Source organism: Janthinobacterium sp. P210005, from assembly GCF_036231865.1.
Lineage (GTDB): Bacteria > Pseudomonadota > Gammaproteobacteria > Burkholderiales > Burkholderiaceae_D > Janthinobacterium > Janthinobacterium kumbetense.
The window spans coordinates 389,298-414,112 of record NZ_JAZARC010000006.1 but is presented as its reverse complement, the minus strand read 5'-3'; the positions used below and the strand labels follow the sequence as shown (position 1 = coordinate 414,112).

The 24,815-nt window shown below is 63.6% G+C and carries 25 protein-coding genes; 6 read left to right on the top strand and 19 right to left on the bottom strand.

Annotated features, from left to right (window positions below):
* Positions 1–11: 11 nt before the first annotated feature.
* From VPH40_RS23760 to flgB, 3 genes are read right to left on the bottom strand one after another with little or no spacing between them, the layout of a single operon-like run.
* Complete coding sequence (locus VPH40_RS23760) at positions 12–707, bottom strand: flagellar hook assembly protein FlgD (RefSeq protein ID WP_099666856.1); 696 nt, start codon at positions 705–707, stop codon at positions 12–14.
* A gap of 15 nt (positions 708–722) precedes the next feature.
* Positions 723–1,124 (bottom strand): flagellar basal body rod protein FlgC, encoded by a 402-nt coding sequence (gene flgC / locus VPH40_RS23755; protein ID WP_071075845.1) that lies wholly within the window; start codon positions 1,122–1,124, stop codon positions 723–725.
* 2 nt (positions 1,125–1,126) lie between these two features.
* Complete coding sequence (gene flgB / locus VPH40_RS23750; RefSeq protein WP_099666855.1) at positions 1,127–1,579, bottom strand: flagellar basal body rod protein FlgB; 453 nt, start codon at positions 1,577–1,579, stop codon at positions 1,127–1,129.
* A 191-nt stretch (positions 1,580–1,770) separates the two neighbouring features.
* Between flgB and flgA the strand changes: the two genes are divergently transcribed.
* From flgA to VPH40_RS23735, 3 genes are all read left to right on the top strand, one after another.
* The gene (gene flgA / locus VPH40_RS23745) at positions 1,771–2,466 is read left to right on the top strand and encodes a flagellar basal body P-ring formation chaperone FlgA (protein ID WP_305052929.1); all 696 of its coding nucleotides are present in this window, start codon (positions 1,771–1,773) and stop codon (positions 2,464–2,466) included.
* Between the two features lie 111 nt (positions 2,467–2,577).
* On the top strand, positions 2,578–2,886 hold the full coding sequence (flgM, locus tag VPH40_RS23740) for a flagellar biosynthesis anti-sigma factor FlgM (RefSeq protein ID WP_034787161.1): 309 nt from the start codon (positions 2,578–2,580) through the stop codon (positions 2,884–2,886).
* 8 nt (positions 2,887–2,894) lie between these two features.
* Positions 2,895–3,362, top strand: a complete 468-nt coding sequence (locus VPH40_RS23735) for a flagella synthesis protein FlgN (RefSeq protein WP_328574666.1) — start codon at positions 2,895–2,897, stop codon at positions 3,360–3,362.
* A 17-nt stretch (positions 3,363–3,379) separates the two neighbouring features.
* On the opposite strand, the gene VPH40_RS23730 is transcribed toward VPH40_RS23735, so the two are convergent.
* The 12 genes from VPH40_RS23730 to VPH40_RS23675 all read right to left on the bottom strand — a co-directional run bounded on the left by VPH40_RS23730 (position 3,380) and on the right by VPH40_RS23675 (position 15,385).
* Positions 3,380–3,802: a CPBP family glutamic-type intramembrane protease gene (locus tag VPH40_RS23730; RefSeq protein WP_328574665.1), complete on the bottom strand. Its 423-nt coding sequence runs from the start codon at positions 3,800–3,802 to the stop codon at positions 3,380–3,382.
* A gap of 258 nt (positions 3,803–4,060) precedes the next feature.
* Positions 4,061–4,918, bottom strand: coding sequence for a hypothetical protein (locus VPH40_RS23725; protein WP_328574664.1), 858 nt, complete (start codon positions 4,916–4,918; stop codon positions 4,061–4,063).
* Positions 4,919–4,990: 72 nt separating this feature from the next.
* Positions 4,991–5,353, bottom strand: a complete 363-nt coding sequence (locus VPH40_RS23720) for a translation initiation factor Sui1 (RefSeq protein WP_305062561.1) — start codon at positions 5,351–5,353, stop codon at positions 4,991–4,993.
* Between the two features lie 64 nt (positions 5,354–5,417).
* On the bottom strand, positions 5,418–6,200 hold the full coding sequence (gene motD, locus VPH40_RS23715) for a flagellar motor protein MotD (RefSeq protein WP_077409251.1): 783 nt from the start codon (positions 6,198–6,200) through the stop codon (positions 5,418–5,420).
* A gap of 5 nt (positions 6,201–6,205) precedes the next feature.
* Complete coding sequence (locus VPH40_RS23710) at positions 6,206–6,952, bottom strand: flagellar motor protein (protein ID WP_099666849.1); 747 nt, start codon at positions 6,950–6,952, stop codon at positions 6,206–6,208.
* Positions 6,934–7,665 (bottom strand): RNA polymerase sigma factor FliA, encoded by a 732-nt coding sequence (locus VPH40_RS23705; RefSeq protein ID WP_077407859.1) that lies wholly within the window; start codon positions 7,663–7,665, stop codon positions 6,934–6,936. Before VPH40_RS23705 ends, VPH40_RS23710 begins: the two co-directional genes overlap by 19 nt.
* Before the next feature lie 45 nt (positions 7,666–7,710).
* Complete coding sequence (locus tag VPH40_RS23700; RefSeq protein ID WP_099666848.1) at positions 7,711–8,574, bottom strand: MinD/ParA family ATP-binding protein; 864 nt, start codon at positions 8,572–8,574, stop codon at positions 7,711–7,713.
* Complete coding sequence (flhF, locus tag VPH40_RS23695; protein ID WP_034785293.1) at positions 8,567–9,895, bottom strand: flagellar biosynthesis protein FlhF; 1,329 nt, start codon at positions 9,893–9,895, stop codon at positions 8,567–8,569. The genes VPH40_RS23700 and flhF overlap by 8 nt, the downstream gene beginning before the upstream one ends.
* A gap of 268 nt (positions 9,896–10,163) precedes the next feature.
* The gene (gene flhA, locus VPH40_RS23690; protein WP_077407865.1) at positions 10,164–12,260 is read right to left on the bottom strand and encodes a flagellar biosynthesis protein FlhA; all 2,097 of its coding nucleotides are present in this window, start codon (positions 12,258–12,260) and stop codon (positions 10,164–10,166) included.
* Positions 12,257–13,450 (bottom strand): flagellar biosynthesis protein FlhB, encoded by a 1,194-nt coding sequence (flhB, locus tag VPH40_RS23685; RefSeq protein ID WP_092608479.1) that lies wholly within the window; start codon positions 13,448–13,450, stop codon positions 12,257–12,259. Before flhB ends, flhA begins: the two co-directional genes overlap by 4 nt.
* 138 nt (positions 13,451–13,588) lie before the next feature.
* The gene (locus VPH40_RS23680; protein ID WP_328574663.1) at positions 13,589–14,587 is read right to left on the bottom strand and encodes a fumarylacetoacetate hydrolase family protein; all 999 of its coding nucleotides are present in this window, start codon (positions 14,585–14,587) and stop codon (positions 13,589–13,591) included.
* 87 nt (positions 14,588–14,674) lie between these two features.
* Complete coding sequence (locus VPH40_RS23675) at positions 14,675–15,385, bottom strand: pseudouridine synthase (RefSeq protein ID WP_034754110.1); 711 nt, start codon at positions 15,383–15,385, stop codon at positions 14,675–14,677.
* 256 nt (positions 15,386–15,641) lie between these two features.
* On the opposite strand from VPH40_RS23675, the gene VPH40_RS23670 reads away from it, so the two are divergent.
* Positions 15,642–16,019, top strand: a complete 378-nt coding sequence (locus VPH40_RS23670; protein WP_328574662.1) for a hypothetical protein — start codon at positions 15,642–15,644, stop codon at positions 16,017–16,019.
* A 374-nt stretch (positions 16,020–16,393) separates the two neighbouring features.
* On the opposite strand, the gene VPH40_RS23665 is transcribed toward VPH40_RS23670, so the two are convergent.
* The 4 genes from VPH40_RS23665 to VPH40_RS23650 all read right to left on the bottom strand — a co-directional run bounded on the left by VPH40_RS23665 (position 16,394) and on the right by VPH40_RS23650 (position 19,552).
* Positions 16,394–17,395: a S49 family peptidase gene (locus tag VPH40_RS23665; RefSeq protein WP_099666845.1), complete on the bottom strand. Its 1,002-nt coding sequence runs from the start codon at positions 17,393–17,395 to the stop codon at positions 16,394–16,396.
* 39 nt (positions 17,396–17,434) lie between these two features.
* The gene (locus tag VPH40_RS23660; protein WP_115057572.1) at positions 17,435–17,812 is read right to left on the bottom strand and encodes a Rieske (2Fe-2S) protein; all 378 of its coding nucleotides are present in this window, start codon (positions 17,810–17,812) and stop codon (positions 17,435–17,437) included.
* On the bottom strand, positions 17,809–18,468 hold the full coding sequence (locus VPH40_RS23655; RefSeq protein WP_035821424.1) for an HAD-IIIA family hydrolase: 660 nt from the start codon (positions 18,466–18,468) through the stop codon (positions 17,809–17,811). The genes VPH40_RS23660 and VPH40_RS23655 overlap by 4 nt, the downstream gene beginning before the upstream one ends.
* 88 nt (positions 18,469–18,556) lie before the next feature.
* Positions 18,557–19,552, bottom strand: a complete 996-nt coding sequence (locus tag VPH40_RS23650) for an RluA family pseudouridine synthase (RefSeq protein WP_077407877.1) — start codon at positions 19,550–19,552, stop codon at positions 18,557–18,559.
* A 687-nt stretch (positions 19,553–20,239) separates the two neighbouring features.
* Here VPH40_RS23650 and VPH40_RS23645 point away from each other — a divergent pair.
* Positions 20,240–23,371, top strand: a complete 3,132-nt coding sequence (locus VPH40_RS23645; RefSeq protein WP_328574661.1) for an Rne/Rng family ribonuclease — start codon at positions 20,240–20,242, stop codon at positions 23,369–23,371.
* Between the two features lie 88 nt (positions 23,372–23,459).
* Complete coding sequence (gene chrA, locus VPH40_RS23640) at positions 23,460–24,797, top strand: chromate efflux transporter (protein WP_328574660.1); 1,338 nt, start codon at positions 23,460–23,462, stop codon at positions 24,795–24,797.
* Positions 24,798–24,815 lie beyond the last annotated feature (18 nt).

Sequence of the window (24,815 nt, the reverse complement as noted above, 5' to 3'; positions counted from 1 at the left end):
GGGGAAGCGGCTTACAAAATCTGTTTCACGTCGGCCATGGTGATGCTGCCCACGCCCGGCACATTCAATTTCACGCCATTGGCGCCCGTCGACACGCTGGCGACCGAACCGAACATCAGCGCCGTTGCATCCTTGAGCTTGGTGCCGCCGCGCGTCGCTTCCACGGCGAAGGTGTAGGCGCCGTCGGCCAGCACGACCGGCTTGCCATCCTTGTCGAGGTCGGCAGTGGAACCGTTCCAGCCCAGCGGCAAGGTGCCCGCCGGCTGGGCGCCCAGGTCGATGGAATGGACTTCCTTGCCATCCTTGTAGATGACGACCTTGACCTTGTCGGCGGCCGTGGCCAGGTCCACGCCCAGCAGCGCGGCGCTCTTGCTCAGGTTGATGTCCTTGCCCGCCGTCAAGACGCCATGGCCGATGATGTTGGCCGCCTGCATCGATTCGGCTTGCTGGTAGCTGGCTTTCAAGCTTTCCACGGTGGTATTGAGCTTGTTGACGCCCGTCACCGTCGACAACTGGGCCAGCTGGCTGGTCAGCTGTGCATTGTCCAGCGGATTCATCGGATCCTGGTTTTTCAGCTGGGTAACCAGCAGGGTGAGGAATTTGTTCGTTTCCGCTTCGACACTGCCTGCCTCGGCCGTCGTCTTCTTCGGATTCATCGTCGCCATCAGGTCGGTGACTTTGGAGGTGTTCGTATCGATGATTGCCATAATGATCAGTCAGCCTTACTGGCCGAGGGTGAGGGTTTTCAGGAGCAGCGACTTGGCCGCGTTCATGGTTTCCACGTTGGTCTGGTACGAGCGCGAAGCCGACAGCATGTTGACCATTTCGTCGACCGTATTCACGTTGGGCATGGTGACGTAGCCCTTCTCGTCGGCCAGCGGATTCTTCGGGTCGTAGACCAGCTTCATCGGCGACGGGTCCTCGATCACCTTCTGCACCTTGACGGCCGTGGCGCCGTTGGCCATGGGCACGGCTTCGAACACCACCTGCTTGGCGCGGTAGGCTTCGCCCGTGGCGCTGGTGGCGCTGTCGGCATTGGCCAGGTTGCTGGCCACCGTGTTCAGGCGCTGCGCCTGGGCGCTCATGGCCGAACCGGAAACATTGAAGATATTAAATAGCGACATGATTATTGTCCTCCCTGGATGGCCGTCAGCATGCCCTTGATCTGCGAATTGAGGAACGTCACGGCCGCCTCGTAGCGGATGGCATTGTCGGCAAACGCGTTGCGCTCAAGATCCATGTCGACCGTATTGCCGTCGACGGCGCCCTGGGCCGGCGCGCGGTACAGCAGCGGCGTGCCGTCGGCCAGGGTCTCGACCTTGCCGCCACCGGGTGCGCCCGCAGCTGCGGCCACGCCCTTGCCCGGCATATGCTGCGGTGCCGTGCCCTTCAGGGCCGGCGGCACGCCATCCTTGCGCGCCATCGCCCCCTTCAGCGCGGCGGCGAAATCGACGTCGCGCGCCTTGTAGTTGGGCGTGTCGGCATTGGCGATATTCGAGGCGAGCAATTCCTGGCGCGTCGAGCGCAGGCTCAGCGCCGTCTCGTTGAAGCGCATGTAATCGTCGAGTTTCCCTATCATGTCAGGCTCCGGAAAGATCTGCCACTGGCGCCCGAGATGGCGGAAGGATGGCGGATTAGTGATGACAGGAAACATAGTAAGGTGCCCACCAGCAAGACCATCGTCGGATCAGACCGTACTTTTACCCCTTAATCGGCGCTTCGAACGGGGCGGCGCGCACTATCATGGCACTATTCCAGAGGCCTATCACCATGAAAACACCGCTCGCTTTCTTCTTTGCTTTTGCCGCCCTGCCACTGCTGGCGCAGGCGCAAAACACCGGCCGGCAAACGCCGGAAGCGCTGCGCAACAGCGTGGAACAATTCCTGCAGGTGCAAAGCAACGGCTTGCCCGGCAAGGTGACTGTCACCGTCGGCGCCGTCGATCCGCGCCTGAACCTGGCTGCCTGCCCCGCGCCGCAGGCGTTCATGGCGCCGGGCGCGCGCGCCTGGGGCAAGACCACCGTCGGCGTGCGCTGCACGGCGCCCTCCAGCTGGACTATTTATTTGCAAGCGAACGTGGCCGTCGTCGGCGACTACGTGGCCAGCGCTGTGCCGCTGGCGCAAGGACAAGCCATCGACGCCAGCCAGCTGGTGACGATGCAGGGCGACCTGGCCGCATTGCCGGCAGGCATCGCCACCGACATGGCCCAGGTCGTGGGCGCCAGCACGAATATTTCCTTGCCGCCAGGCACGCCGATGCGCCTCGACACCCTGCGCCGCAAACCGGTGGTGATGCAAGGCCAGCTGGTGCGCGTCGTTTCGAGTGGCAACGGTTTCCAGGTGGCATCAGAAGGACGCGCCATTGGCAGCGCCGGCGATGGCCAGACGGTGCAGGTACGCACGCAGAGCGGCCAGCAGATCAGCGGCGTGGCGCGGGCTGGCGGCCTGGTGGAGGTGGCGTTTTAAACACGGATGGACAGCGATATTGTGGTCTGGCGCACTAAAGTTTCGGCAAAAGGTGCCGATAATGACACATATCCCGGAGTTTTTTGACTTCGACCAGACGAGGATCACGCTGTGAAAATTACCGATAACACCATTAAAAGCAATCCCGGCCTGCCGGTGGCGCCCGCGAGTACTTCCGGCGCCCGGAATGCCGAGAAAGCCCAGGCAACACCGACAACGTCGGACAATGTACGCCTGTCGCCGCAAGGACAGGCATTAGCGGCCAGTGCAACTGCCGGCAGCGGCGCCGTGTTCGACACGAAAAAAGTCGAACGCATCAAGCTCGCGATCGCCGACGGCCAGTTCCAGGTCAACTCAGAAAAAGTGGCGGACGGTCTCCTCGACACGGTCAAGGACTTGCTGCACTCACGAAATAGATAGGTTCCCTCATGCAATCAGTGACTCCGTTTTCCAGCCTGCGCGACGAGCAACAGCTCATGACCACATTGCTGGCATTGATGAAAGAAGAACAGCGGCATCTGGTTGCGGCTGACATCGATGCAATCACGGAGCTCACGGCGCGCAAGACGGCACTGGTAGGAAAATTGAGCCAGTTGGCGGCGCAACGCCACCAGGCGCTGGCGGCAGCCGGTTTCACGGCGGCCGAAGCGGGCATGGAAGACTGGCTGGTCGGCGCCAATGAAGCCGACGCGGCGCCCCTGTGGAAAGCCCTGCTCGAGATGACGCGCGAAGCCAAGGAACAAAACCGCCTGAACAGCCTGCTCGTCAACAAGCACATGCTGCACACGCAAGGCGCCCTGAACGCCATGCGCCCCCCGGCCCAGAGCGGCAATTTCTACGGCCCCAGCGGCCAACCGACGACGAACACGGCCAGCCGGCGCGTCGTCATCGGCTAACAGCCTTGATTCGACGCTCATCCCAACAAATCGGGAAACACGAACGACCCGCACAGTATTAATCCATTGCTGCACGCATGTGCTGTGGCCGCCGCCACATAGGCGGGCGCCAGGCCCAAGCTGCGCGCCGCCAGGTAGCTGGCCGCGAAAATACCTCCGGCAATCAAAGTCATGCTGGCATGCAAAATGCCGGAGCCGCCCATGACATGCAAGAGGGAAAACAGTATCGCGCTGGCCAACAGGCTATAGCCGGCACGCACCTTGTAGCGGCGCAACACTTCAAGCGGCAGCCACTGCCCGATGAGCGTCTCGAACAATGGCGCCCAGACGACGACTGTCCAGAATATCCGGACCGTACCGGCACCTTCCAGCGATGATGAAGCGGAGCCGCCCAGCTGCTGTGGCGAGAACAAGGCCAGGGCTGCCAACAGCAACAGCATGGCAATGAAAGAATTGACGGCGCCCGCGCACAAGCCCAGGCGCATGGCGCCCCGCATGGGGCGCTTTGCCATGCTCGCCCGCAGTGCAGCCAAGTTGACAGCCAGTCGTGGCATCGGCAAGTTCGTCGCTTTCAACATCCGTGTATTACTCCTCATGGCGTACCCTGCCCACATGGGCACATATACGACCATCATAGCCCGGCACAGCCATGCGAAACCAGATCAATTGTTGCAAAAAAGCATACAGCCCAGCGTATGTCAGCCGTGCGCGGCACGCCCCGCATGCTGGCGGTATTTCGCCACGATGGCTTGCGCCCTGGCGCTGGCGGCCGCTTGCTGCTCCGGCGTCAGTTCCGCCTGCAGCCAGTGCCAGTATTCGTCCTGGTAGGGATTGGTGACGCCGGGCGCGAGGATATCGTCGTAGACCTGGCGCAGCGCCAGCAGGTAGCCATACGCTTGCGGCGCATCCTTGCGCACCACGTCACCATCGCGCAGGTAAGCCATCATCAGGGTAGCCACGCTGGTCAGTTCCGCCTCGTCCGCCTGCACCGTCAGCTGGGCGATGGCTTGCCGCTTCCACGCCTGCACCAGCGGATCGTCGGGACGGTTGCGCAGCGCGCTGCGGTCGCCGAACGGCCCTTCCGACAGGAAGATAGTCGCCGCGCCGGGCACGCCCGCCCTGGCGGCGGTCGCCAGATAGCCGAGGCGGTCCTCGCGCTGGCGCTGCGTCAGGCCCGCGCACAGCTGCTGCTGCGCGGCTTTCTCCTCCGCCGTCATCTCGCGCCCCAGCTCGAATTCCATCCCCGGCAGGCGCCCTTCCTGCTGGAAGACGATGCAATCGTCGAGCAGGTTATACGCCGCATACGCGTCTTCCGGCTTGCCGCTGGCAGCCAGGCGCGCGAGCTGCTGCGCCAGGGTGACGGGCATCGGCGCGGCATCGGCGACCGGGCTGGCATCGATATGCAGATACGATTCCAGGCTGCGTCCCGCCGACGCGCCAGGGGCGGAGGCGGCGGCAGCGTCCGGCGCGCCGCTCTCGGGTGCGGGCCAGTACGCGAGCGCCAGCGCCGCCGCGATGGCGGCGGCGATGGCCATGCCGGTCAGTTTGCTATTCATGATGAGGTGGCGCACAAAAGGAAATGCACGTTACCACAGGCGCGCGGCGGCGGGCCGCACGCCTCCGCACGCTCAGCCGCCGGCCTTTTTCGGCTGGTGGCCCAGCTTGGCCAGCGCGACCAGGATGGCGTCCACATGGTCGCCCTGCACTTCGATCACGCCATCCTTGACGGTGCCGCCCGAGCCGCACTGCGTGCGCAACTGCTTGCCCAGCAGGGCCAGCGCGATGGCGTCCAGCGGCAAGCCCTTGACCACGGTGACGCTCTTGCCGCCGCGGCCCTTGGTCTGGCGCGAGACGCGCACCACGCCATCGCCCGCGGGCGCCGCCTTCGCTTGCGCCTTGCACGCGCACTGCGCCAGCGGCTGGCGGCAGGCGGGACACATGCGGCCCGTTTCAGTGGAATAGACGAGACCGCCCAGGGAGCTGCTTTTCATGAGGGAACGATAAAAGAGGAAGAAAGCGCGATTGTACCAAGCGGCAGCCCGCAGTTGACGAGTGTCAGTTGGCCGGCGCAGGCGCCACGGGCGCCGTCGGCACTTCCGTCACCGTTTCGGGGATGCCCGACAAAATCGTCACGGCGACCCGGCGGTTGCGCGCGCGCCCTTCCGGCGTGGCGTTCGGCGCCACGGGGATATTGTCCGCGTGGCCGACGGCCGTCAGGCGCGACGCCTTGACGCCGCTGGCGATGAACAGGCGCACCACGGCGCTGGCGCGCGCGGCCGACAATTCCCAGTTCGAGGCAAAGGTCGAATTGCTGATCGGCTGCACATCCGTATGTCCTTCCACCTGCACGTCGTGCGTGTCGTCCTTAAGCAGCACGGCCACGGCGCGCAAGGCCTGGTCCGACTCCGCCGTCAAGCCCGCCGCGCCCGGGTCGAACAGCACGCTGGCATTGATTTCCACGCTCACGCCGCGGCTCGTCTGCGTGACCCGCACCTTGCCTTCCTTGACCAGGGGCGCCAGGGTCGACGTCAGATCCTGCGCCAGGCGCGTCATGTGTTCGCGCTCGCGGCGGATGGCTTCCGTGCGGCGCTTCAGGGCGGGGTTCGGCAACGGGATCGCCTGCGGCGCTTCCATGATGATGGGCGGCGCGCCCTTTTCCAGGCTGAAGGCCTGGCCGATGGCGTTCTGGAAGACGCGGTATTTGCCTTCGTTGACTTGCGAAATCGCATACATGACGACGAAGAAGGCGAACAGCAGGGTGATGAAGTCGGCGTACGAGATCAGCCAGCGGTCCTGGTTGTCCGGTTCCTCGTCATACTTCCTGCGCGCGCGCCGCATCATGGTCAATGCTCGTGCAAGAGGCTGGACACGCGCTCTTCGATGATGCGCGTGTGGTCGCCCGTGGCGATGTCGTACAGCACGGCGGCCGTGATTTCATATTGCACCACGCGGCGCGAAACGATGGCCTTGAGTTTATTGGCCACCGGCAGGAACAGCAGGTTGGCCAGGCCCACGCCATAGATGGTCGACACGAACGCCACGGCGATGCCGCCGCCCAGCTTGCTGGGGTCGGTGAGGTTTTCCATCACGTGGATCAGGCCCAGCACGGCGCCCAGGATGCCGATGGTGGGCGAATAGCCGGCCGCCGATTCCCATACCTTGACGGCCTGGCGCTCGGCCATTTCGTAGGCGGAGATTTCCACGTCGAGCAGCTGGCGCAGCTTGTCGGGCGCGATGCCGTCGACGATCATGCGCAAACCCTTGGCGTTGAAGCGGTCGGCCGTGTTTTCCATCAGGCGTTCGAGCGCCAGCGGGCCGTCGCGGCGCGCCGTCAGGCTCCATTGCCCGATGTCGCGCGCCAGCGCGGCGCGCGTGTCCGATGGCGGCAGGAAGACCCAGCGCAGCATTTCCAGGCCGCGGACAAAAGTGCGCAGCCGCGTCTGCAGCAGCACGGCGCCGAAGGTGCCGACGATGACGATGGCAAAGGCGGCCGGCTGCAGCAGGGAGGCCATCTTGCCGCCTTCCAGTGCCTGGCCGACCAGCAGGCCGGCCAGCGCCAGCGCCAGCCCGATTACGCTGGACCAGTCCACGCCAGCTCCCTCAAGGTTGCGCGCAGGCGTGCGACGGCCTGGGTATGCAGCTGCGAGACGCGCGATTCGGATACGCCCATCACCGCGCCGATCTCCTTCAGGTTCAGCTCTTCTTCGTAATACAGGCCCATGAGTATTTTCTCGCGTGGCGGCAGCGCGTCGATGGCATCGATCACGGATTGCCGGAAATCGGTATCGAGCAGGGAACGCAGGGGATCGCTGTCCTCGTCCACGCAGTGGCGGTCGAGGAAGCTGTCATTGCCGTCCGGGTCATGAAAGTCTTCGTAGTACACGAGCTGGTGGCCGCCGCCGTCGCCCAGCATTTCCTGGTAGTCGGCCAGCGACATTTTCAGCAGCTTCGCCACTTCCGACTCCGTCGGCGGATGGCCGAGGCGCTGCTGCAGGGTGCTCATCGCCTCTTCGATCTTGCGCATGTTCTGGCGCATGCTGCGCGGCAGCCAGTCGCTGGTGCGCAATTCGTCGAGCATGGCGCCGCGGATGCGCAGCACGGCATACGTCTCGAACTGCGCGCCATGCGTCTCTTCATAGCGCGTAATGGCATCGAGCAGGCCGATCATGCCGGCCTGGATCAGGTCATCGACCTCGACCGAAGGCGGCAATTTCGCCTTCATATGGTGCGCCAGACGCTTCACCAGCGGAATGTGCTCCGTCAGCAAATAGTCCTTGTTCGATTTCCCTTTGACCGTGTACATAGGCTGCTTATTGTTTTCTCATCTTATCTGGTGCTGCGGTTCGATTCAGGCGCTGAACTGGTGCGGGCTCCCCGTCTGGTACAAGGTGCCGCCAAGCACCGGCGCCGCCGAACGGGCCAGCCGCTCGGCCAGTCCGCGAAACGCCACCGACGCTCCCGCCAGCGGAAACGCATCGACCACGCTGCGGCCCAGCCGCGCCGCGCGGTGCAGATACTCGTCGGCAGGCACGGAACCCATCGAAGTCAGCTTCACGGCCAGGTAGCGGCTCGCCGCCTGCGCCATATTATCGTATACCACTTTTGCTTCGGATTCGGAAGCGCCGGTGACAAGAATGCCGAACGGACGGCGTCCCAGTTCCTGGCTCAGGCGCTTGATCAGGCAGTACGCCGCCTTGATCGAGGTGGCGCTGGTCGAGACTTGCACGACGATATCCGACGATGCCATCAGCGGCACGGGGAAGCAGGCGCCCTCGTCCGCCACGACGCCGTCGACCAGCACGATGCCGCTCTGGCGCGCCAGCACCTCGAACGTCTTGCCCAGGCGGCGCAGTTCATCCTCGCCCGCATAGTCCATGCTGTCCATCAAATGGTTGCGCGCGCCCAGGCTGGCCACGCCGAAGCCTTGCGGCACCTGGTGGATGACCTGGTTCAAGCCGCACTGCTGGCGCGCCACATCGCGCAGGCTGGCGCCGTGCGCCAGTCCCAGGCGCGATGCCACGCCATCGCTGCCGCCGCTGGCGTCGAGCAGCAGCACGTCATTGCCGCCGTAGACGAGCGACGCGCCCAGGTTGACCAGCATGGCGCCCTTGTCGTCCTGCGGCGTGGCCGAGAGGAACGTCATGACGCGCGGCTGCGGGCCGGCCAGCATGCGGCGCAAGCCTTCGGCCTGGTCGAAATCGAAATTAGCCAAGGTGCACCCCGCGCGCTTCATTGTTGCGGGCGGCCGCCTGCGCCATCAGCAGCGGCAGTTCGGCGTCGGAAAACTGCGTCGCCGCCGCATCGCGCTTGAGCTTGAAGGCACGGTCGATCAGGTAGCCGCGGTCGGCCAGGTACAGGTCTTCCGGCACGCGCTGGCCGTTCGACACATAAAACAGGTTCAGCTTCTGGCGGATCACCACGTCGAGCACATTGCCGATCGAGGCCGCTTCATCGAGCTTGGTCATGATGCAGCCGGCCAGGCCGCTGCCCTGATACGCGCGCACCACTTCGTTCAACGTTTCCTGCGTGGCCGTGGAGTTCAGGCACAGCAGGCGCTTCACGTCGGCGCCGGCGCCCGACAGCATGGCCACCTGTTCCGTCACCATCTGGTCGCGCTGGCTCACGCCCACCGTATCGATCAGCACCGTGTGCTTGTTCTTCAATTCTTTCAGGGCGATGCGCAAGTCCGCCTCGTCCTTCACCGAATGCACCATCACGCCGAGGATCTTGCCGTAGATGCGCAACTGTTCATGCGCGCCGATACGATAGGCATCCGTGGTGATCAGGGCCAGCTTTTCCGGGCCGTGGCGCATCACGCAGCGGGCCGCCAGCTTGGCCGTGCTGGTGGTCTTGCCGACGCCCGTCGGGCCCACCAGGGCAAACACGCCGCCCTGCTCCAGCATGGCGTCTTCATTGGCCACAGTATTCAGGTTACGGCTGAGGACCGTCTTGATCCAGCGCATGCTTTGCGCGCCGTCGAGGCCGGCCGGCAGCTTGTCGATCAGGTAGCGCGCCAGGCTGGCCGAGAAGCCGGCCGCCAGCATTTCGCGCAGCACGACGGCTTTTTGCGGCTCGCGCTGCTGCGTCGAACCCCACGAGATTTCCGCCAGCTGGGTTTCCATCATGCCGCGCATGGCGCGGATTTCATTCATCATGCCGCTCATCTCGGCGGCGGCGTTTTCCTTGACGTGCGCCAGCGCGCTGGCCATCATCTGCTGCATGCGGGCCATGTCCACTGGCTCGGAGGCAGCCTGGCGCGGCGCGGCAGGGCGTGGCGCAGCCGGGCGCTGGGCCGGGGCGGCCGGACGCTGCGGCGTGGCGAACTGGGTCTGCAACTGGGGACGGGGCTGGGCCATTTCGGAGGCGGCCGGCGGCGAGGCCAGCGAAGCGGCGTCGTCATTGGCCAGCGCGAGGATTTCCACCACGCCATCGGCCTGGCGGTTCGACAGGATCACGGCATCGGGGCCCAGCGCTTCGCGCACCTTGCGCAGCGCATCGCGCGACGAGGCGCCCGTAAATTTCTTCACATTCATGACCGGCCTCCCAGGGCGGGGGTGGCGCAATATTGGCTGAACTGTGTGACCATCGTCGACTCCTGTTGCTTGAGTGCTGTCTTCCACATGGACACAGATCACCCGGACAGTTTCCATTATTAGCGATGCTTGCAGGAAATGATCGAAGGAACAGGACGGGAAAGTACCCGTTATTCAGTTTGCCGAGAGGAAATTGATGTTTATTTGACCAAAAGCAAGCACCGGGCGTCCGTCCCGCAGGAACCGACCCCGATGCCGCTCATCACAACTACTGCGCGCCCACCAGCGCCGTGACGCGGATGGTCTTGGTTTCCGGCACTTCCGCATGCGACAGCACTTTGAGCTGCGGCAAGGCGCGGCGCAGGAAACGCGACAGCAAGGCGCGCAGCGGCGCCGGCACCAGCAGCACGGGCGTCAGGCCCAGCGCTTCCTGTTGCTGGGCAGCCAGGCCCGCCTGGTGCGCGATGGTGTCGGCCAGGCCCGGCTCGATGCCGGCGCCGTCGCCGCCATTGCCCATCGCCTGCATCAGCAGCCGCTCCAGGCGGCTGTCGAGGGTCATCACGGACAGTTCGGCCGAGCCGGGGAACAGTTGCTGCACGATGGCGCGGCCCAGGGCCACGCGCACCAGCGCCGTCAGGTCGTTCGGGTCTTGCGTGCTGACCGTATGCTCGGCCAGGGTTTCGATGATGGTGCGCATGTCGCGGATGTGCACGCCCTCGGCCAGCAGGTTCTGCAGCACCTTTTGCAAGGTCGACAGGGACAGCATCTTCGGCACCAGGTCTTCCACCAGGCGCGGCGACTCCTTGCCCAGGTGGTCGAGCAGCGATTGCACTTCCGCGCGGCCCAGCAGCTCGGAAGCGTGCGAAGTGATCAGGTGATTCAAGTGCGTGGCCACCACCGTCCCCGCGTCGACCACCGTATAGCCCATCGATTGGGCCTGGTCGCGCAGGCTGGCGTCGATCCAGGTGGCGGGCAGGCCGAAGGCGGGGTCGTTCGTGGCCAGGCCGGGCAAGGTGCCGCTGGCCATGCCGGGATTAATCGCCAGGAACTGGCCGTTGAACGCTTCGCCCACGCCCACTTCCACGCCCTTCAGGGTGATGCGGTAGGCGGACGGTTTCAATTCCAGGTTGTCGCGGATATGCACGGGCGGCGCCAGGAAACCCACCTCCTGGGCAAATTTCTTGCGGATGCCCTTGATGCGTTTGAGCAATTCGCCGCCCTGCGTCTTGTCGACCAGGGGGATCAAACGGTAGCCCACTTCCAGGCCCAGGGTATCGACGGGCATGATGTCTTGCCAGCTGGCTTCTTCCTGCTCGGGCGCCACGGTTGCTTGCGGCACTTCGGCCGGCTTTTCGGCCGCCGCTTTTTCCTGCGTGCGCTTCTTGCTGATCAGATAGGCGGAGCCGGCCAGCAGGGACGCCAGCAGGATGAAGACCATGTTCGGCATGCCGGGAATCAAGCCCATGCCGCCGATGATGCCGGCGGTAATATAGAGCACTTGCGGTTTCGCAAACAATTGCCCCACCAGCTGGGTGCCGATGTCCTGTTCGCTGGCCACGCGCGAGACGACGATACCGGCCGCCGTGGAAATGATCAGCGAAGGAATCTGCGCCACCAGGCCGTCACCGATGGCCAGCAAGGTGTAGTTCTTGAGCGCGTCGGCAAAGCCCATGTCGTGCTGCAGCAAGCCCACCAGCAAGCCGCCGACGATATTGATGACGGTGACCATGATGCCGGCGATGGCGTCGCCGCGCACGTATTTGCTGGCGCCGTCCATGGCGCCATAGAATTCCGCTTCCTGCGCCACTTCCGTGCGGCGGCGGCGCGCTTCGTCTTCGCCGATCAGGCCCGCGTTCAGGTCGGCATCGATGGCCATCTGTTTACCCGGCATGGCGTCCAGCGCGAAACGGGCGCCCACCTCGGCGATACGGCCCGCACCCTTGGTCACCACCGTAAAGTTGATGATCGTCAAAATGATAAACACGACGATACCGACCGTGTAGTTGCCGCCGATCAAGAAGTGACCGAACGCTTCAATCACTTTACCGGCCGCGTCGGCGCCCGTATGGCCTTCCGTCAACACCACGCGCGTGGACGCCACGTTCAGCGACAGGCGCAGCATGGTCGACACGAGCAGGATGGTCGGGAACGCCATGAAGTCGAGCGGCTTGACCGTGTACAGCGCCGTCAGCAGCACGATGATGGACAGCGCGATATTAAAACTGAAGAAGATGTCGAGGATGAAGGCCGGCAGCGGCAGCACCATCATCGCCAGCAGCATGATGATGATGACAGGCGCGGCGATGCCCTTGCTGGCGTTGCCACCCATTCCACTGAGCCAGGCTGGCATTCTCAGGCCGTTCATGGTGTACTTCCTTTATTCTTGTCTTCTGCGCCGGCTGCGGGCGGTGTCTGTGAGGCGGGATTCTGCGGGTCGAGCTCGGGCGGCACGTCGAGTTTCTTCGGCTTGTCGGGACGCTCGCCCTGGCCCTTGCCATAGCTGCGCAGCTGGAACACGTAGGCCAGCACTTCGGCCACGGCGCCATACAGCGCCTCGGGAATCTCGTCGCCGATGTCCGTGTGCTTGTACAGCGCGCGCGCCAGGGCCGGCGCTTCCAGGATGGCGACCTTGTGTTCGCCGGCCAGTTCGCGGATCTTCGCCGCCACCTCGTCGACGCCCTTGGCCACCACCTGCGGCGCGCCGCGCGAATTCTCGCCATACTTCAAGGCCACCGCGTAGTGGGTAGGATTGGTCACCACCACGTCGGCCGTCGGCACGTCGGCCATCATGCGGCGGCGCGACATTTCATGCTGCATCTGGCGGATCTTCGCCTTGATCTGCGGATTGCCGTCCGATTCCTTCGATTCTTGCTTGACTTCCTGCAAGGACATTTTCATCTTGTTGGCGTAGTGCCACATCTGGTACGGCCCGTCGATGGCGGCGATCAGGCCCAGCGCGCCGACGATCAGCAGGAAAGCCGTGATCAGCAAACTGATCAGATGGGCCGAGCCGGCGCGCAGGGATTCCACCGACAAGCCCAGCACGGCGTCCTTTTGATGCTGCATCACCATCCAGGCGACGACGCCGACGACGAGGGTTTTGGCGATGGCCTTGAGCAACTCCACCAGCGCATTCTTCGAAAACATGTTGCCCAGGCCGCGAATCGGGTTGAGCTTGCCAAAATTGGGGGTGAACGCCTTGGAACTGAACAGCCAGCCGCCCACCAGCACGGGCGAAGCCAGGGCGACGAGCATGATGGCCAGCGCGTACGGCAGGCACGTCAGCAAGACCGAGCCCACGTCGTAGCCGATGCGCAACATCATCGCGTCGGGATTGAGTATCTGCTCCCGGTCCAGGGTCAGCCCGGACACCATGACGGCCGTCAACCGCCGCACGATGGCGTCGCCGGCAAACCACAGGCAGCAGCCGGACGCCATCAACACAGTGAACGTTGCCACTTCACGCGATCGCGGAACGTCGCCTTCCTCACGCGCCTGCTCGAGGCGCTTCGGTGACGCGGCTTCGGTCTTTTCTGCGTCGCTGTCTTCCGACATCAATCAACTCCGGTGAAGTCCTGCAGCCTGGCTAGGCGCAATACGGACTGGGCATGTGGCATTATCGAGTCAAGTGCCTGTTTACCATCGGCGGAACAGGAGGACAAATGCCCTGTATTTCCTTTACTCCCAGTAACCTTAGCGGGACTTGCGCGCCTCGGCCTGTTTCACGGCCTGCTCGATGGCGCCAAACAGCGACTTGCCGTCATCGCCCAGCATTTCCAGCCGGACGACGTCGCCGAACAGCAAATACGGCGTGCTGGCGACGCCATCGGCGATCATCTCCTGGTTACGTCGCTCAAAAATACTGGAAAATCCCTTCTTGACTTCCTTGTTGGCGACCCCGCCCGCGCTGACCACGCTGCCGGCGCGCGCGTTGCGCGTCTGGCACAGGTGGGCGAGCAATTGCGGGTAATTGAACGCCATGTCGGCGCCCGCGTGGGGCTGGCCCGTCAACTTGCCGTTCAGGCTGCAGCGCAGCGCGTAATGCACCTTGCCGCCGCGCCAGGCGTCCCCCAGCTCGTCGGGCGTGATGGCGACAGGAGAGCACGCCATGGCCGGTTTCGCCTGCAGGAAACCATAACCGCTCGCCTGCTCGTCCGGCGCCAGGTTGCGCAGGGTGATGTCGTTGACCAGCATCAACAGCTTGATGCTCAGGTGCGCCTGGTCCGGCGTCGATCCCATGGCCACGTCGTCCGTGATGGCGGCGATGCCCGCCTCGTAGTCGATGCCCCACTGCTCGTGCGCCAGCACGATCTCATCCTGGGCGCCCAGGAAATCGTCGCTGGCGCCCTGGTACAGGCGCGGCGCATCGCGCAGATTGGCGGGCGCCTCGCTGACCGCCGCCTTGCAGGCCCGCTCGATCTGCTGCAGGTAGGCTGCGCCAGCCACGCGCAAGCTGCTGCGCGGCAAGGGCGCCATGCAGTTGGCGGGATCGAATTCGAAGGCGCGATGGCCGCGGCCGCTATTGATGGTCTGGTACAGCAAATCGAGCTGGGGCGCGATGAAACTCCAGTCGTCGAGCGCCTTTTGCAGGGTCGAGGCGATGCCATCGGCCAGATGGGCCGTTTTCAGGTCGCGCGAGACGACAGCCAGCTGGCCGTCGCGCGTGCCATCCTTCAGGGTAGCTAATTTCATGTGCGGGAAACTTCGTCAAATGCAGGCAATGGAGACTAACGACGCCAAAAAGCCGGGATATCCCCGGCTTTGGCGGTCAGGAAGGGACTAGGCCAGGAGCGCGATCTGCTCGGGTGTGAGGTAGCACCACTCGCCTTCGGCGATGCCCAGCGATTCCAGGGTCAGGCTGCCGATGGCGGAACGGTGCAGCGCGCTGCAATGGTTGCCGGCGGCGGCCAGCATGCGCTTGACCTGGTGGTACTTGCCCTGTTCCAGCACGATTTCCAGCTGGTGCTCGCCGCGCTTGACGCAGACGAGGGCCGCCAGCGGGGCCGGCTCGTCGTGCAATTGCACGCCGGCCAGCAGCAGGGCCACCAGCTCATCCGTCACGGGCTCTTGCGTGGTGGCCTGGTAAATCTTCGGAACGTGGCGCTTCGGCGACGATTGTGCATGGATAAACGGGCCATCGTCGGACATCAGCAGCATGCCGGTCGTATCGTGGTCGAGCCGGCCGACGGGCTGGACTTCGCGCCAGGTGAATTGTTCCGGCAGCAGGGTCAGCACGCCAGGATGATGGCTGGGCTTGCGCGAGCATTCGAAGTTGGCGGGCTTGTTCAGCGCCAGGTACAGGTGCGCGCGGTACACCCACTCTTCTTCGAACACGTGCAGCACCAGGCCTTCGGTCTCGACGGTGGTGCGGTAATTGGTCTGGGTGACGCCATCGATGACGACATCGCCATCCTCGATGAGGGAACGACAATATTTACGGGTGCCAAAACCCTGCGATTGCAGGATGCGGTCTAGGGATAATTTACTCATGGGCGTGACTTTACCAGAAGCGGCTGGCAGCGTGAAGCGGCGGTGCCTGGCGTCCGCGCGGCGGCCCAGGCGGCACGAAACCATGGTGCACGCAGAAATACCAAAAAGAACAAGGTGAGATTTGGCGAGAAATGGTTGATTCCTTTGAGAAATATCAAGCGCTCGGAATATCGCGTTGATAGACTGAAACTTCGTTAGGAATCCGCCTAACGAGGTTTAGGAATAATAACTAGGCAACGACTGACAAGGACATCGTATGGAGCATACCGATACCATCGCCTTACAAGGCAGCATCGCCGACATGCGCCTGCGCATCGCCGCAGAACAGGCGGCCATGCACAAGGTCAGACTCGGCGTGGCGCGCTGGACCACCGCCCCTGCGCCGCAGGATGCGGACGCGCCGCCATCGCCGGCAAGCCAGACGCGCTGGCATGCCGAGGCGCAATGTCATTTCATGTGCTGGCTGGAACTGGGCGGTTTTGCGCACGCGGATGCGCAGGCCGACAACGCGACCGCGACCGTCATGGCGGACATGCCGTCCGACATCGGCAGCAACGTTGACGCCGGTGCAACAGCAGCCAGGGAAACCAGCGCCGCTCCCCTGCCCGTGCACTGCAACGGCTGCGCCGTCTGAGCGCGGCCCATCCGACCAGCCATGCCACGCCCTCGCATGCCTGCCTTGCCAGCACGCCCAACCCCATCCAGCGATACCGGACCATCGAACATGAACGACGCACAAAAGGAAACGGCGGCATTGCGCCGCCGTTCCCAAGCCCCATCGGGACTTTAGTGAGGAATGTAAATTCACTCAAAACCACATCTGCGATGCGGCGAGTAGTTCCAAGACCTGCCAATCAAGTTAGTACTGACAACATAGTTGATATATCGCCCCTCCTTGAAAAGAACTACGCTTTCACTATAGCCCAAGCAGCCCTATTTTCAAGCCAATTTACCACCTTATTGAAAATCATTCTCGACTGGCTTGCCTGCCTGCCAAGAGTGATGTCCTCAGCGCAACGCCGGTTGTGACTGCTGCACGGCCGCCTTCATGGCGCCCGCACCCATGGCGGCGCCAAACTTCTTCAGCACCCGTTCCGGCAAGCCTTCATGCTGCGTGTAGTCGACGATGTCTTCCGCCTTGACGACGTCGCGCGCCACGCTGTCGACCGTGCCGAAATCGTCGGCCAGTCCCATTTCCACGGCTTTCGCGCCCGTCCAGTACAGGCCGGAGAAGGTATCGGCCGTTTCCTTCAGGCGCTTGCCCCGTCCCGCGCGCACCACGTCGATGAATTGCTGGTGGATTTCATTGAGCATGCCTTGCGCATACGCCTTGTGTTTTTCCGTCAGGGGGCTGAACGGGTCCATGAAGCCCTTGTTCTCGCCCGCCGTCAGCAGGCGGCGCTCGACGCCCACCTTTTCCATCACGCCCGTGAAGCCGAAGCCATCCATCAGCACGCCGATGGAACCGACCACGCTGGCCTTGTTGACGTAGATGCGGTCGGCGGCGGCGGCGATGTAATAGCCGCCCGAGGCGCACATTTCATCGACCACCACATATAAAGGCTTGTCCGGATAGCCCTTGCGCAGGCGTTGCATCTCGTCGACGATCATGCCAGCCTGCACGGGACTGCCGCCCGGACTATTAATATGCAGCACCACGGCCACGGAACCGGCATCGGAAAACGCCTTGTCCAGCGCGGGGATGACGACGGCGGCCGAGCCGCTGCCTTCGGACTCGATGGCGCCGCTGATGTCGATCAGGGCCGTGTGGCGGCCCAGGGTTTCGCTGTCGTCGGCCGTGTTGTAGTCATAAAACACCCACAGGGCGAACAGCACGATCAGCAAGCCGAAGACCTTGAAAAAGATGCTCCAGCGGCGGTGCGCGCGTTGCTCTTGCAAAGTGGCAAATACCAGCTTTTCCAGCACTTCGCGCTCCCAGTGTCCCGCAGGGGCGCCGTGGCCGGCGGCTGGCGCGCTACTGTCCAGCTTGTCATTCGTGTTATCGCTCATGGTTCACTTTGCGTAAATTACAGAAGGCCTGCCCCGGCCTCAGGCCGGCAGCGGCTGGACATACTCGTCGGGTTGCCAGTACAGCTGGCCATCGCGTTCGGCCACGGCGATCGGGCGCAAGCGCCCGCCCTTGCAGGGACCGCCCGCACAGTAGCCGCTTTCCGGCACATAGATGGCGCCATGCGTCGAACACATCAGGTACAAGCCGCTGGACTCGAAAAACTCGCCTTCCGCCCAGTCCAGCTCGATCGGCACGTGGGCGCAGCGGTTCAGGTAGCCATACGCCTTGCCGCCATGGCGCACGACAAAGCCCGTGGTGGCTTCACCGCCGGCCGAGACGGGAAAGCGCACGCCCTTGCCGCCATCGGCCACGGCGTCGGCGGCGCAGATGAAAACGTCGACAACATCGTTCATCATGCGTGCTCGCTCAGCCATTGATGCAGCTCGGCCACCGTGGCGGCCGAATACAGGGGATTGCAAGCTTGCAACTGCGCCACCGGATGCGCTCCATACTCTACGGCAATACCAGCCGCACCCGCATTGCTTGCCATCAACAAATCATGACTGGTGTCGCCGATCATCACGGTGCGGCGCATGTCCTGCCCCAGTTCCCGCGTCAGTTCCTGCAGCATGGCTGGATGGGGCTTGGAAAAGGTTTCATCGGCGCAACGCGTCGCATCGAACAGGGACAGCAGCTTGACGGCATTCAAGGAGCGGTTCAGGCCGACGCGGCTCTTGCCTGTGGCGACGGCGAGGAAATACGCTTGCTGCGACAGTTCTTGCAGCATCTCGTAGACGCCAGGAAACAAAGCCAGCTCATGGTCGCGCGACAGATAGTGATAACGGTAGCGTTCCGCCATGCGCGCATGGTATTTCGGCTCCACGTCGGGCATCACCAGCTGCATGGCTTCCTGCAAGCCCAGGCCGATCACGTGCGAAGCGAGCAACTCGGTGGGAATTGGCAAGCCCAGGTCTTTGGCCGACGCCTGGATGCACTTGACGATGGTCGAGGTACTGTCTATCAGGGTACCGTCCCAATCGAAGACGATCAGATCAAATTGCTTTCTTGCCATGTTTCCCGACGGCATAGCCGCCGGCTCCTTGAGAATGAATGCTGGCGACTGACTACCTTGTGGGTAGTGTCGCGCGCACGGTGGATATTTAGCGTGCGGCAACGGCCAATGGTTTGCCCAAGCTTACCAAGAAACGCTCGCATTCGGCAGCCAGCGGCGCGTTCAAGGTCATCGTCTTGCCCGTTTCCGGATGCGTGAACGTGATCTGGTGCGCGTGCAGGAACATGCGTTTCAGGGCGCCGCGCGTGCTGTCGGCTTTCAACAGGGCACGGTTGAGGGCAAAGTCGCCATATTTATCGTCGCCGGCGATGGGGAAACCGGACGAAGACAGGTGCACGCGGATCTGGTGCGTGCGTCCCGTCTTCAATTCCGCTTCCAGCAAGGCGAAGTTGTGATATTTATGCAACAGTGAAAACACCGTGTGCGATGCCAGGCCGTCGGCCTGCACGGCCACCCGGCGCTCGCCTTCGGCCGTCGTATATTTATGCAATGGCAACTTGATATGCTGGCGCGCATTCTTCCAGTCGCCCGCCACCAGCACCAGGTAGCGCTTGTCCGTGACGCCGTCGCGCATCTGTTCATGCAGATTCGTCAACGCGGAACGTTTCTTTGCCAGCAACAACAAGCCGGACGTGTCGCGGTCCAGGCGGTGCACCAGTTCCAAAAACTTGGCGTCGGGGCGCGAAGCGCGCAATTGCTCGATCACGCCAAACGACACGCCCGAGCCGCCATGCACGGCCACGCCGGCCGGCTTGTCGATGACGAGCAGCTGCGCATCTTCGAAGATGATCTTGAATTCGGCGGCCGGCGCGCCCGTGGCGGCCTTTTCGGCCACGCGCACGGGTGGAATGCGCACCACGTCGCCGGCGGCGAGACGGTACAGCTGATCGATACGGCCTTTATTAACCCGCACTTCTCCCGATCGCAAGATCCGGTAGATGTGGCTTTTAGGCACTCCCTTGCACACTCTTAATAAGTAGTTGTCGATGCGCTGGCCTGCTTCTTCCTCGGCGATCGTTACGAATTGGGCTTGCGGCTGAACCGGGGGTGTTGAAGGGGGAACAACATCATTTTGACTCTTCATTTACTATGTCTTCCCAGAAATCTCTCTAAGTCCTTCATTTTGAATATATAATTGTTTTTGCTGCGGCCCTGGCTGCTGCGAGTGTAAGAATAAAAGCACATTTTACACAGGGGCGTCTCCACCGGCCTCGCCAAATTGCAAATTCGGTGGAAAAAAAATGTATATGCACCATCCCTGCGCGAATCAAGGTTGCACCGTAGTTGTAATCGGATAACGCGTGGAGATGCTGAAGTGAGTGTATTGGATTATAAGGATAAGTACCCGTTAGCGCGACTTATCGAGTCGGGCTCGCGGGTTGATGAAGTTGATAACGCTTGCCGTTTTCGCCAAACCCCGTATGCGGCCACAATACTGAGGGTTGTCGATGAATAGGCTGAGGCCAAGCCTCGCCATCGCGATCCCTGTAATGAGCCGGCTTACGATTTGGCTCTGAATTTGCTGACCACTTGCATTCTCTGCCCCCGACATCCGGGCTGCTTCAGATGAGTTGCAGGTGTCCTGTGCACTCGGCATGACGATCGACCTCACCGCGCCTGTTGCGGCCGTAACGTATACCTCGTACGCGTTGTTGCTCCGCACGCCTAGGCATTTCCCCCGCCAGCACTCCCGTTCTCGCATATATCCCTGTACTTCGCCGCTTCCCCGGAAGCGGCTTTGAGATGGCCTACGGGTCGCGGAGTTATAAAAATGAAACGCATGTTGTTTAATGCCACGCAGCAAGAAGAACTGCGCGTAGCGATTGTCGACGGACAAAAACTGATCGACATCGATATCGAGACAGCCGGGCGCGAACAGCGCAAATCCAACATCTACAAGGGCGTGATCACGCGCATCGAGCCATCGCTCGAAGCGTGCTTCGTCAGCTATGGCGAAGACCGCCACGGCTTCCTGCCTTTCAAGGAAGTTGCCCGTACGTACTTCCGCGAAGGCGTGGACGTGCGTAACGCTTCCGTCAAGGAAGCGCTGCGCGAAGGCCAGGAAATCATGGTCCAGGTGGAAAAGGAAGAGCGCGGCAACAAGGGCGCCGCCCTGACCTCGTTCGTCTCGCTGGCCGGCCGTTACCTGGTATTGATGCCGAACAACCCGCGTGGCGGTGGCGTATCGCGCCGGGTGGAAGGTGAAGAGCGCCAGGAATTGCGCGAAACCATGGATAAACTGGACTTGCCAGCCGGCATGTCCGTCATTGCCCGTACCGCCGGCATCGGCCGCAACGTCGATGAACTGCAGTGGGACTTGAATTACCTGATGCAACTGTGGCGCGCCATCGAAGGCGCCGGCAAGTCGGCCAACGGCGCTTTCCTGATCTACCAGGAATCGTCGCTCGTCATCCGCGCCATCCGCGACTACTTCCAGCCAGACATCGGCGAGATCCTGATCGACACCGACGAGATCTACGACCAGGCGCACCAGTTCATGAGCCACGTAATGCCCGACATGGTGCACCGCGTGAAACGCTACAGCGACGACGTGCCGCTGTTCTCGCGCTTCCAGATCGAACACCAGATCGAAACGGCGTACAGCCGCACCGTGCCGCTGCCATCGGGCGGCGCCATCGTGATCGACCATACGGAAGCGCTGGTCTCCGTCGACGTCAACTCGGCCCGCGCCACGCGCGGCTCGGACATCGAGACGACCGCCTTCAACACCAACTGCGAAGCGGCCGAAGAAGTGGCCCGCCAGCTGCGCTTGCGCGACTTGGGCGGCCTGATCGTCATCGACTTCATCGACATGGAAGTGGCCAAGAATCAGCGCGAAGTGGAACAGCGCCTGAAAGATGCCCTGCACCATGACCGTGCCCGTGTACAAATGGGCAAGATTTCCCGCTTCGGCCTGATGGAACTGTCGCGCCAGCGCCTGCGTCCTTCGCTGTCCGAAGGCTCGCACGTGACGTGCCCGCGCTGCTCCGGCACCGGCCACATCCGCGATACGGAATCGTCCGCCCTGCAGGTGCTGCGCATCATCCAGGAAGAGGCGATGAAGGAAAACTCGGCCACCATCCACGTGCAAGTACCCGTGGACGTGGGCGCCTTCCTGCTGAACGAAAAGCGCGGCGAAGTGCTGAAGATCGAAAACCGCCACCGCATCGCCGTGATCCTGATCCCGAACAAGCATCTGGAAACGCCGCACTACAAGCTGGAACGCATCAAGCACGACGATCCGCGTCTGGAAGACAGCCAGGCCAGCTACAACCTGGCCGAAAGCGCCGAAACCGACATGGCGTACAGCAAGCGCCAGAAGGAAGAAGCCAAGCCGCGCCAGGAAGCCGTCGTCAAGACGATCACCCCTGACCAGCCGGCACCGCTGGTCGAGCGCAAGCCCGTCGAAGCGAAACCGGCTCCCGTGGCCGCGCCTGCCGCGCCGCAAGGCCTGATCGCCAAGATCATCAGCTTCTTCACCGGCGCCCCGGCACCGGTGGCACCAGCACCCGCCCCTGTCGCCCCAACCAAGCCGGCCGGCGCCGACCGCGGCGACCGCAACAGCCGTGGCCCGCGTGGCCGTGGCCGCAACGGCAAGCCTGGCCGCGAAGAGCGCGAACCGGGCCAGGGCCGTCCAGCCCAGGACGATGCCGCGAAAGAAGCGGAAGCACTGGAAAAAGCGGCCCGTCCGCCACGCCCGCCGCGTCCGCCACGCGAACCGCGTGAAGCACGCGAAGGCGGCGATGCAACGGCAGCACCACGCGAACGGGGCGAACGTCCTGAACGCGCGGAACGCCCGGAGCGCGCCGAGCGTCCGGAACGTGCCGAACGTCCGCCACGCCAGCCACGCGAAGGCCGCGAACCGCGCGCCGACAAGGCTGTTGTTGCTGAAGTGAAAGCTGAAGAGCTGGCACTGGTTGGCGCCACCGCCAACGCAGTGAACGTTGTCGTGCCGTCCAACGGCCCGGAATCCGACGCCGCACCGGCCAACCTGCTGAAAGCACCGGCGAATGCCGGTCCTGAAGGCGAAGAGACGGAAAACGACGTGGAAGGCGAAGAACCGCGCCGCCGCCGTCGTCGTGGCGGCCGCAACCGCAACCGCCGCGACCGCGAAACGGGCGAGCTGATCGAATCGGCAAATGGCGAGAACGAAGGCCAGGATGCGCCAGTGATCAGCTTTACGGTTGCTCCGGCGCCGGAAGCTGCTGTCGCTGCCGCGCCAGTGGAAGCTGCCGCCGAAGCCGCGCCAGCCGTCGTGGCTGAAGTGGTGGAAGTGGCGGAAGTGGCCAAGGTCGTGGACATCGCCAAGGTCGAAGAAGCCGCTCCTGCCGCGGAAGTTGCCCCAGCTGCTGAAGTGATCGTGCCAGCAGCCCCTGTCGAAGCGGCTGCAGCGCAAGCTGAACCAGCCGCTGCCGAACCGGCGCCGGTTGCCGAGTACAGCTTCGCCGAGAAAGCGCAAGCTGCACCAGCGCCTGCCCCTGCTCCAGCGGAAGTCATCGTCGAAGCGGCGCCAGTAGTGGAAGCAGTTGCTGTCGTGGAAACTGTCGTCGTGGTGGAAGAAGCGCCGGTAGCCGAAGCGGCGCCTGTCGTGGCGGAAGCCGCGCCTGTCGTGGCGGAAGCCGCGCCGGTGGTTGCCGAAGTTGCTCCTGCTCCTGCACCAGCGCCGGCACCTGTCGCCGCGCCTGCCCCGGCGCCTGCCGCGCCAGTGGCCGCGCCGCTGGACTTGAGCGCAGTACTCGGTTCGGCCGGCCTGACCCTGGCTGCCACCGATCCGGAAAAACTGCGCCTGGCGCAGGAAGCGGCCGCCAAGGCAGTCGCTCCGGTACGCAAGCCGCGCGAACGCAAGCCATTGCCGCCGCAATCGGATGAGCCGTTGATCCAGGTCAACACGCAACGTCCATAAGCGTGCCGGGTTCGCCCAGCCGCCGATGATGAAAGGGGAGGCTCAGGCTTCCCCTTTTTTACGTCCCAACCTTTGCCAGCCAGCCGCCATGCACGAGAACGCCAACCAACTTCCCTCCCCCGTCAGCCTGCGCAGCGCCTTCTGGTACTGGCTCAAGCTCGGCTGCGTCAGCTTTGGCGGCCCGGCCGGACAAATCGCCATGATGCATGCGGAACTGGTGGAAAAGCGGCGCTGGATTTCCGAGCAGCGCTTCCTGCACGCCCTGAATTACTGCATGCTGCTGCCGGGGCCGGAAGCGACCCAGCTGGCCATCTACATCGGCTGGCTGATGCACCGCACGCGCGGCGCCCTGGTGGCGGGCCTGCTGTTTTTGCTGCCTTCGCTGCTGCTGCTGATCGTCCTGTCCTGGCTGTACATGGCGTATGGCCACGTGGCCGCCATCGCCGGCATCCTGTACGGCGTCAAGCCGGCCGTCGTCGCCATCGTGCTGGCGGCCGCCTGGCGCCTGGGCCGGCGCACCTTGCGCAGCCCCGGCCTGATCGCCATCGCGGCGGGCGCATTTGTCGCCATCGCCGCGCTACAGCTGCCATTTCCACTGATCGTGCTCGCCGCAGCCCTGCTCGGCATGGCGGGCGGCCGCTGGCTGCCGGCCCACTTCCATGCCGGCGCCGCCTCGCATGACGGCGCGGCCCGCTACGGCGCCGCCCTGATCGATGACGACACGCCCACGCCGGAACACGCGCGCTTCAGCTGGCCGCGCCTGCTTGGCACGGCCGCCGTGGGCCTGGCCCTGGCCTTCCTCGCCTGGCTGGGCCTGGCGCTGGCGGGCGGCGCGGACCAGCCGCTGGCGCAGATGGGCGTGTTTTTCAGCAAGGCGGCCCTGCTGACGTTCGGCGGCGCGTATGCCGTGCTGCCCTACCTGGTGCAAGGCGCCGCCGAGCACTACCACTGGATCACCAGCGCGCAAATGATGGATGGCCTGGCGCTGGGCGAAACGACGCCCGGCCCCCTGATCATGATCGTCGCCTTCATCGGCTTTGTCGGCGGCTGGAGCCATGCCGTGACGGGCGACCACCTGTGGCTGGCGGGCGTGTGCGGCGCGCTCGTCGCCAGCTGGTTCACCTTCCTGCCCTCGTTCATCTTCATCCTGGCCGGCGCGCCGCTGGTGGAAGCATCGCGCGGCAACCTGCGCCTGAGCGCGCCCCTGACGGCCATCTCGGCGGCCGTGGTGGGCGTCATCGCCAGCCTGGCCCTGTTCTTTGGCCGCCATGTCTTCTGGCAAGAAAACCCGCTGCCGCACTGGGACTGGCTGGCGATCGCCATCGCGCTGGCGGCCGGCGTGGCACTGATCAAGTTTCAGGTGGGCACCATCAAATTGCTGCTCGCCTGTGCCATCTTCGGCCTCGTGCTATCGTATCTGCCTTGAACGACTCAACGTAAGTGG

Bases quoted from the DNA above. Each gene is read 5' to 3' on its own strand.
- VPH40_RS23760 (WP_099666856.1), bottom strand. From the start codon at position 707: ATGGCAATCATCGATACGAACACCTCCAAAGTCACCGACCTGATGGCG.
- flgC (WP_071075845.1), bottom strand. From the start codon at position 1,124: ATGTCGCTATTTAATATCTTCAATGTTTCCGGTTCGGCCATGAGCGCC.
- flgB (WP_099666855.1), bottom strand. From the start codon at position 1,579: ATGATAGGGAAACTCGACGATTACATGCGCTTCAACGAGACGGCGCTG.
- flgA (WP_305052929.1), top strand. From the start codon at position 1,771: ATGAAAACACCGCTCGCTTTCTTCTTTGCTTTTGCCGCCCTGCCACTG.
- VPH40_RS23735 (WP_328574666.1), top strand. From the start codon at position 2,895: ATGCAATCAGTGACTCCGTTTTCCAGCCTGCGCGACGAGCAACAGCTC.
- VPH40_RS23730 (WP_328574665.1), bottom strand. From the start codon at position 3,802: ATGCTGTTGCTGTTGGCAGCCCTGGCCTTGTTCTCGCCACAGCAGCTG.
- VPH40_RS23725 (WP_328574664.1), bottom strand. From the start codon at position 4,918: ATGAATAGCAAACTGACCGGCATGGCCATCGCCGCCGCCATCGCGGCG.
- VPH40_RS23720 (WP_305062561.1), bottom strand. From the start codon at position 5,353: ATGAAAAGCAGCTCCCTGGGCGGTCTCGTCTATTCCACTGAAACGGGC.
- motD (WP_077409251.1), bottom strand. From the start codon at position 6,200: ATGCGGCGCGCGCGCAGGAAGTATGACGAGGAACCGGACAACCAGGAC.
- VPH40_RS23705 (WP_077407859.1), bottom strand. From the start codon at position 7,665: ATGTACACGGTCAAAGGGAAATCGAACAAGGACTATTTGCTGACGGAG.
- flhF (WP_034785293.1), bottom strand. From the start codon at position 9,895: ATGAATGTGAAGAAATTTACGGGCGCCTCGTCGCGCGATGCGCTGCGC.
- flhA (WP_077407865.1), bottom strand. From the start codon at position 12,260: ATGAACGGCCTGAGAATGCCAGCCTGGCTCAGTGGAATGGGTGGCAAC.
- flhB (WP_092608479.1), bottom strand. From the start codon at position 13,450: ATGTCGGAAGACAGCGACGCAGAAAAGACCGAAGCCGCGTCACCGAAG.
- VPH40_RS23680 (WP_328574663.1), bottom strand. From the start codon at position 14,587: ATGAAATTAGCTACCCTGAAGGATGGCACGCGCGACGGCCAGCTGGCT.
- VPH40_RS23675 (WP_034754110.1), bottom strand. From the start codon at position 15,385: ATGAGTAAATTATCCCTAGACCGCATCCTGCAATCGCAGGGTTTTGGC.
- VPH40_RS23670 (WP_328574662.1), top strand. From the start codon at position 15,642: ATGGAGCATACCGATACCATCGCCTTACAAGGCAGCATCGCCGACATG.
- VPH40_RS23665 (WP_099666845.1), bottom strand. From the start codon at position 17,395: ATGAGCGATAACACGAATGACAAGCTGGACAGTAGCGCGCCAGCCGCC.
- VPH40_RS23660 (WP_115057572.1), bottom strand. From the start codon at position 17,812: ATGATGAACGATGTTGTCGACGTTTTCATCTGCGCCGCCGACGCCGTG.
- VPH40_RS23655 (WP_035821424.1), bottom strand. From the start codon at position 18,468: ATGGCAAGAAAGCAATTTGATCTGATCGTCTTCGATTGGGACGGTACC.
- VPH40_RS23650 (WP_077407877.1), bottom strand. From the start codon at position 19,552: ATGAAGAGTCAAAATGATGTTGTTCCCCCTTCAACACCCCCGGTTCAG.
- VPH40_RS23645 (WP_328574661.1), top strand. From the start codon at position 20,240: ATGAAACGCATGTTGTTTAATGCCACGCAGCAAGAAGAACTGCGCGTA.
- chrA (WP_328574660.1), top strand. From the start codon at position 23,460: ATGCACGAGAACGCCAACCAACTTCCCTCCCCCGTCAGCCTGCGCAGC.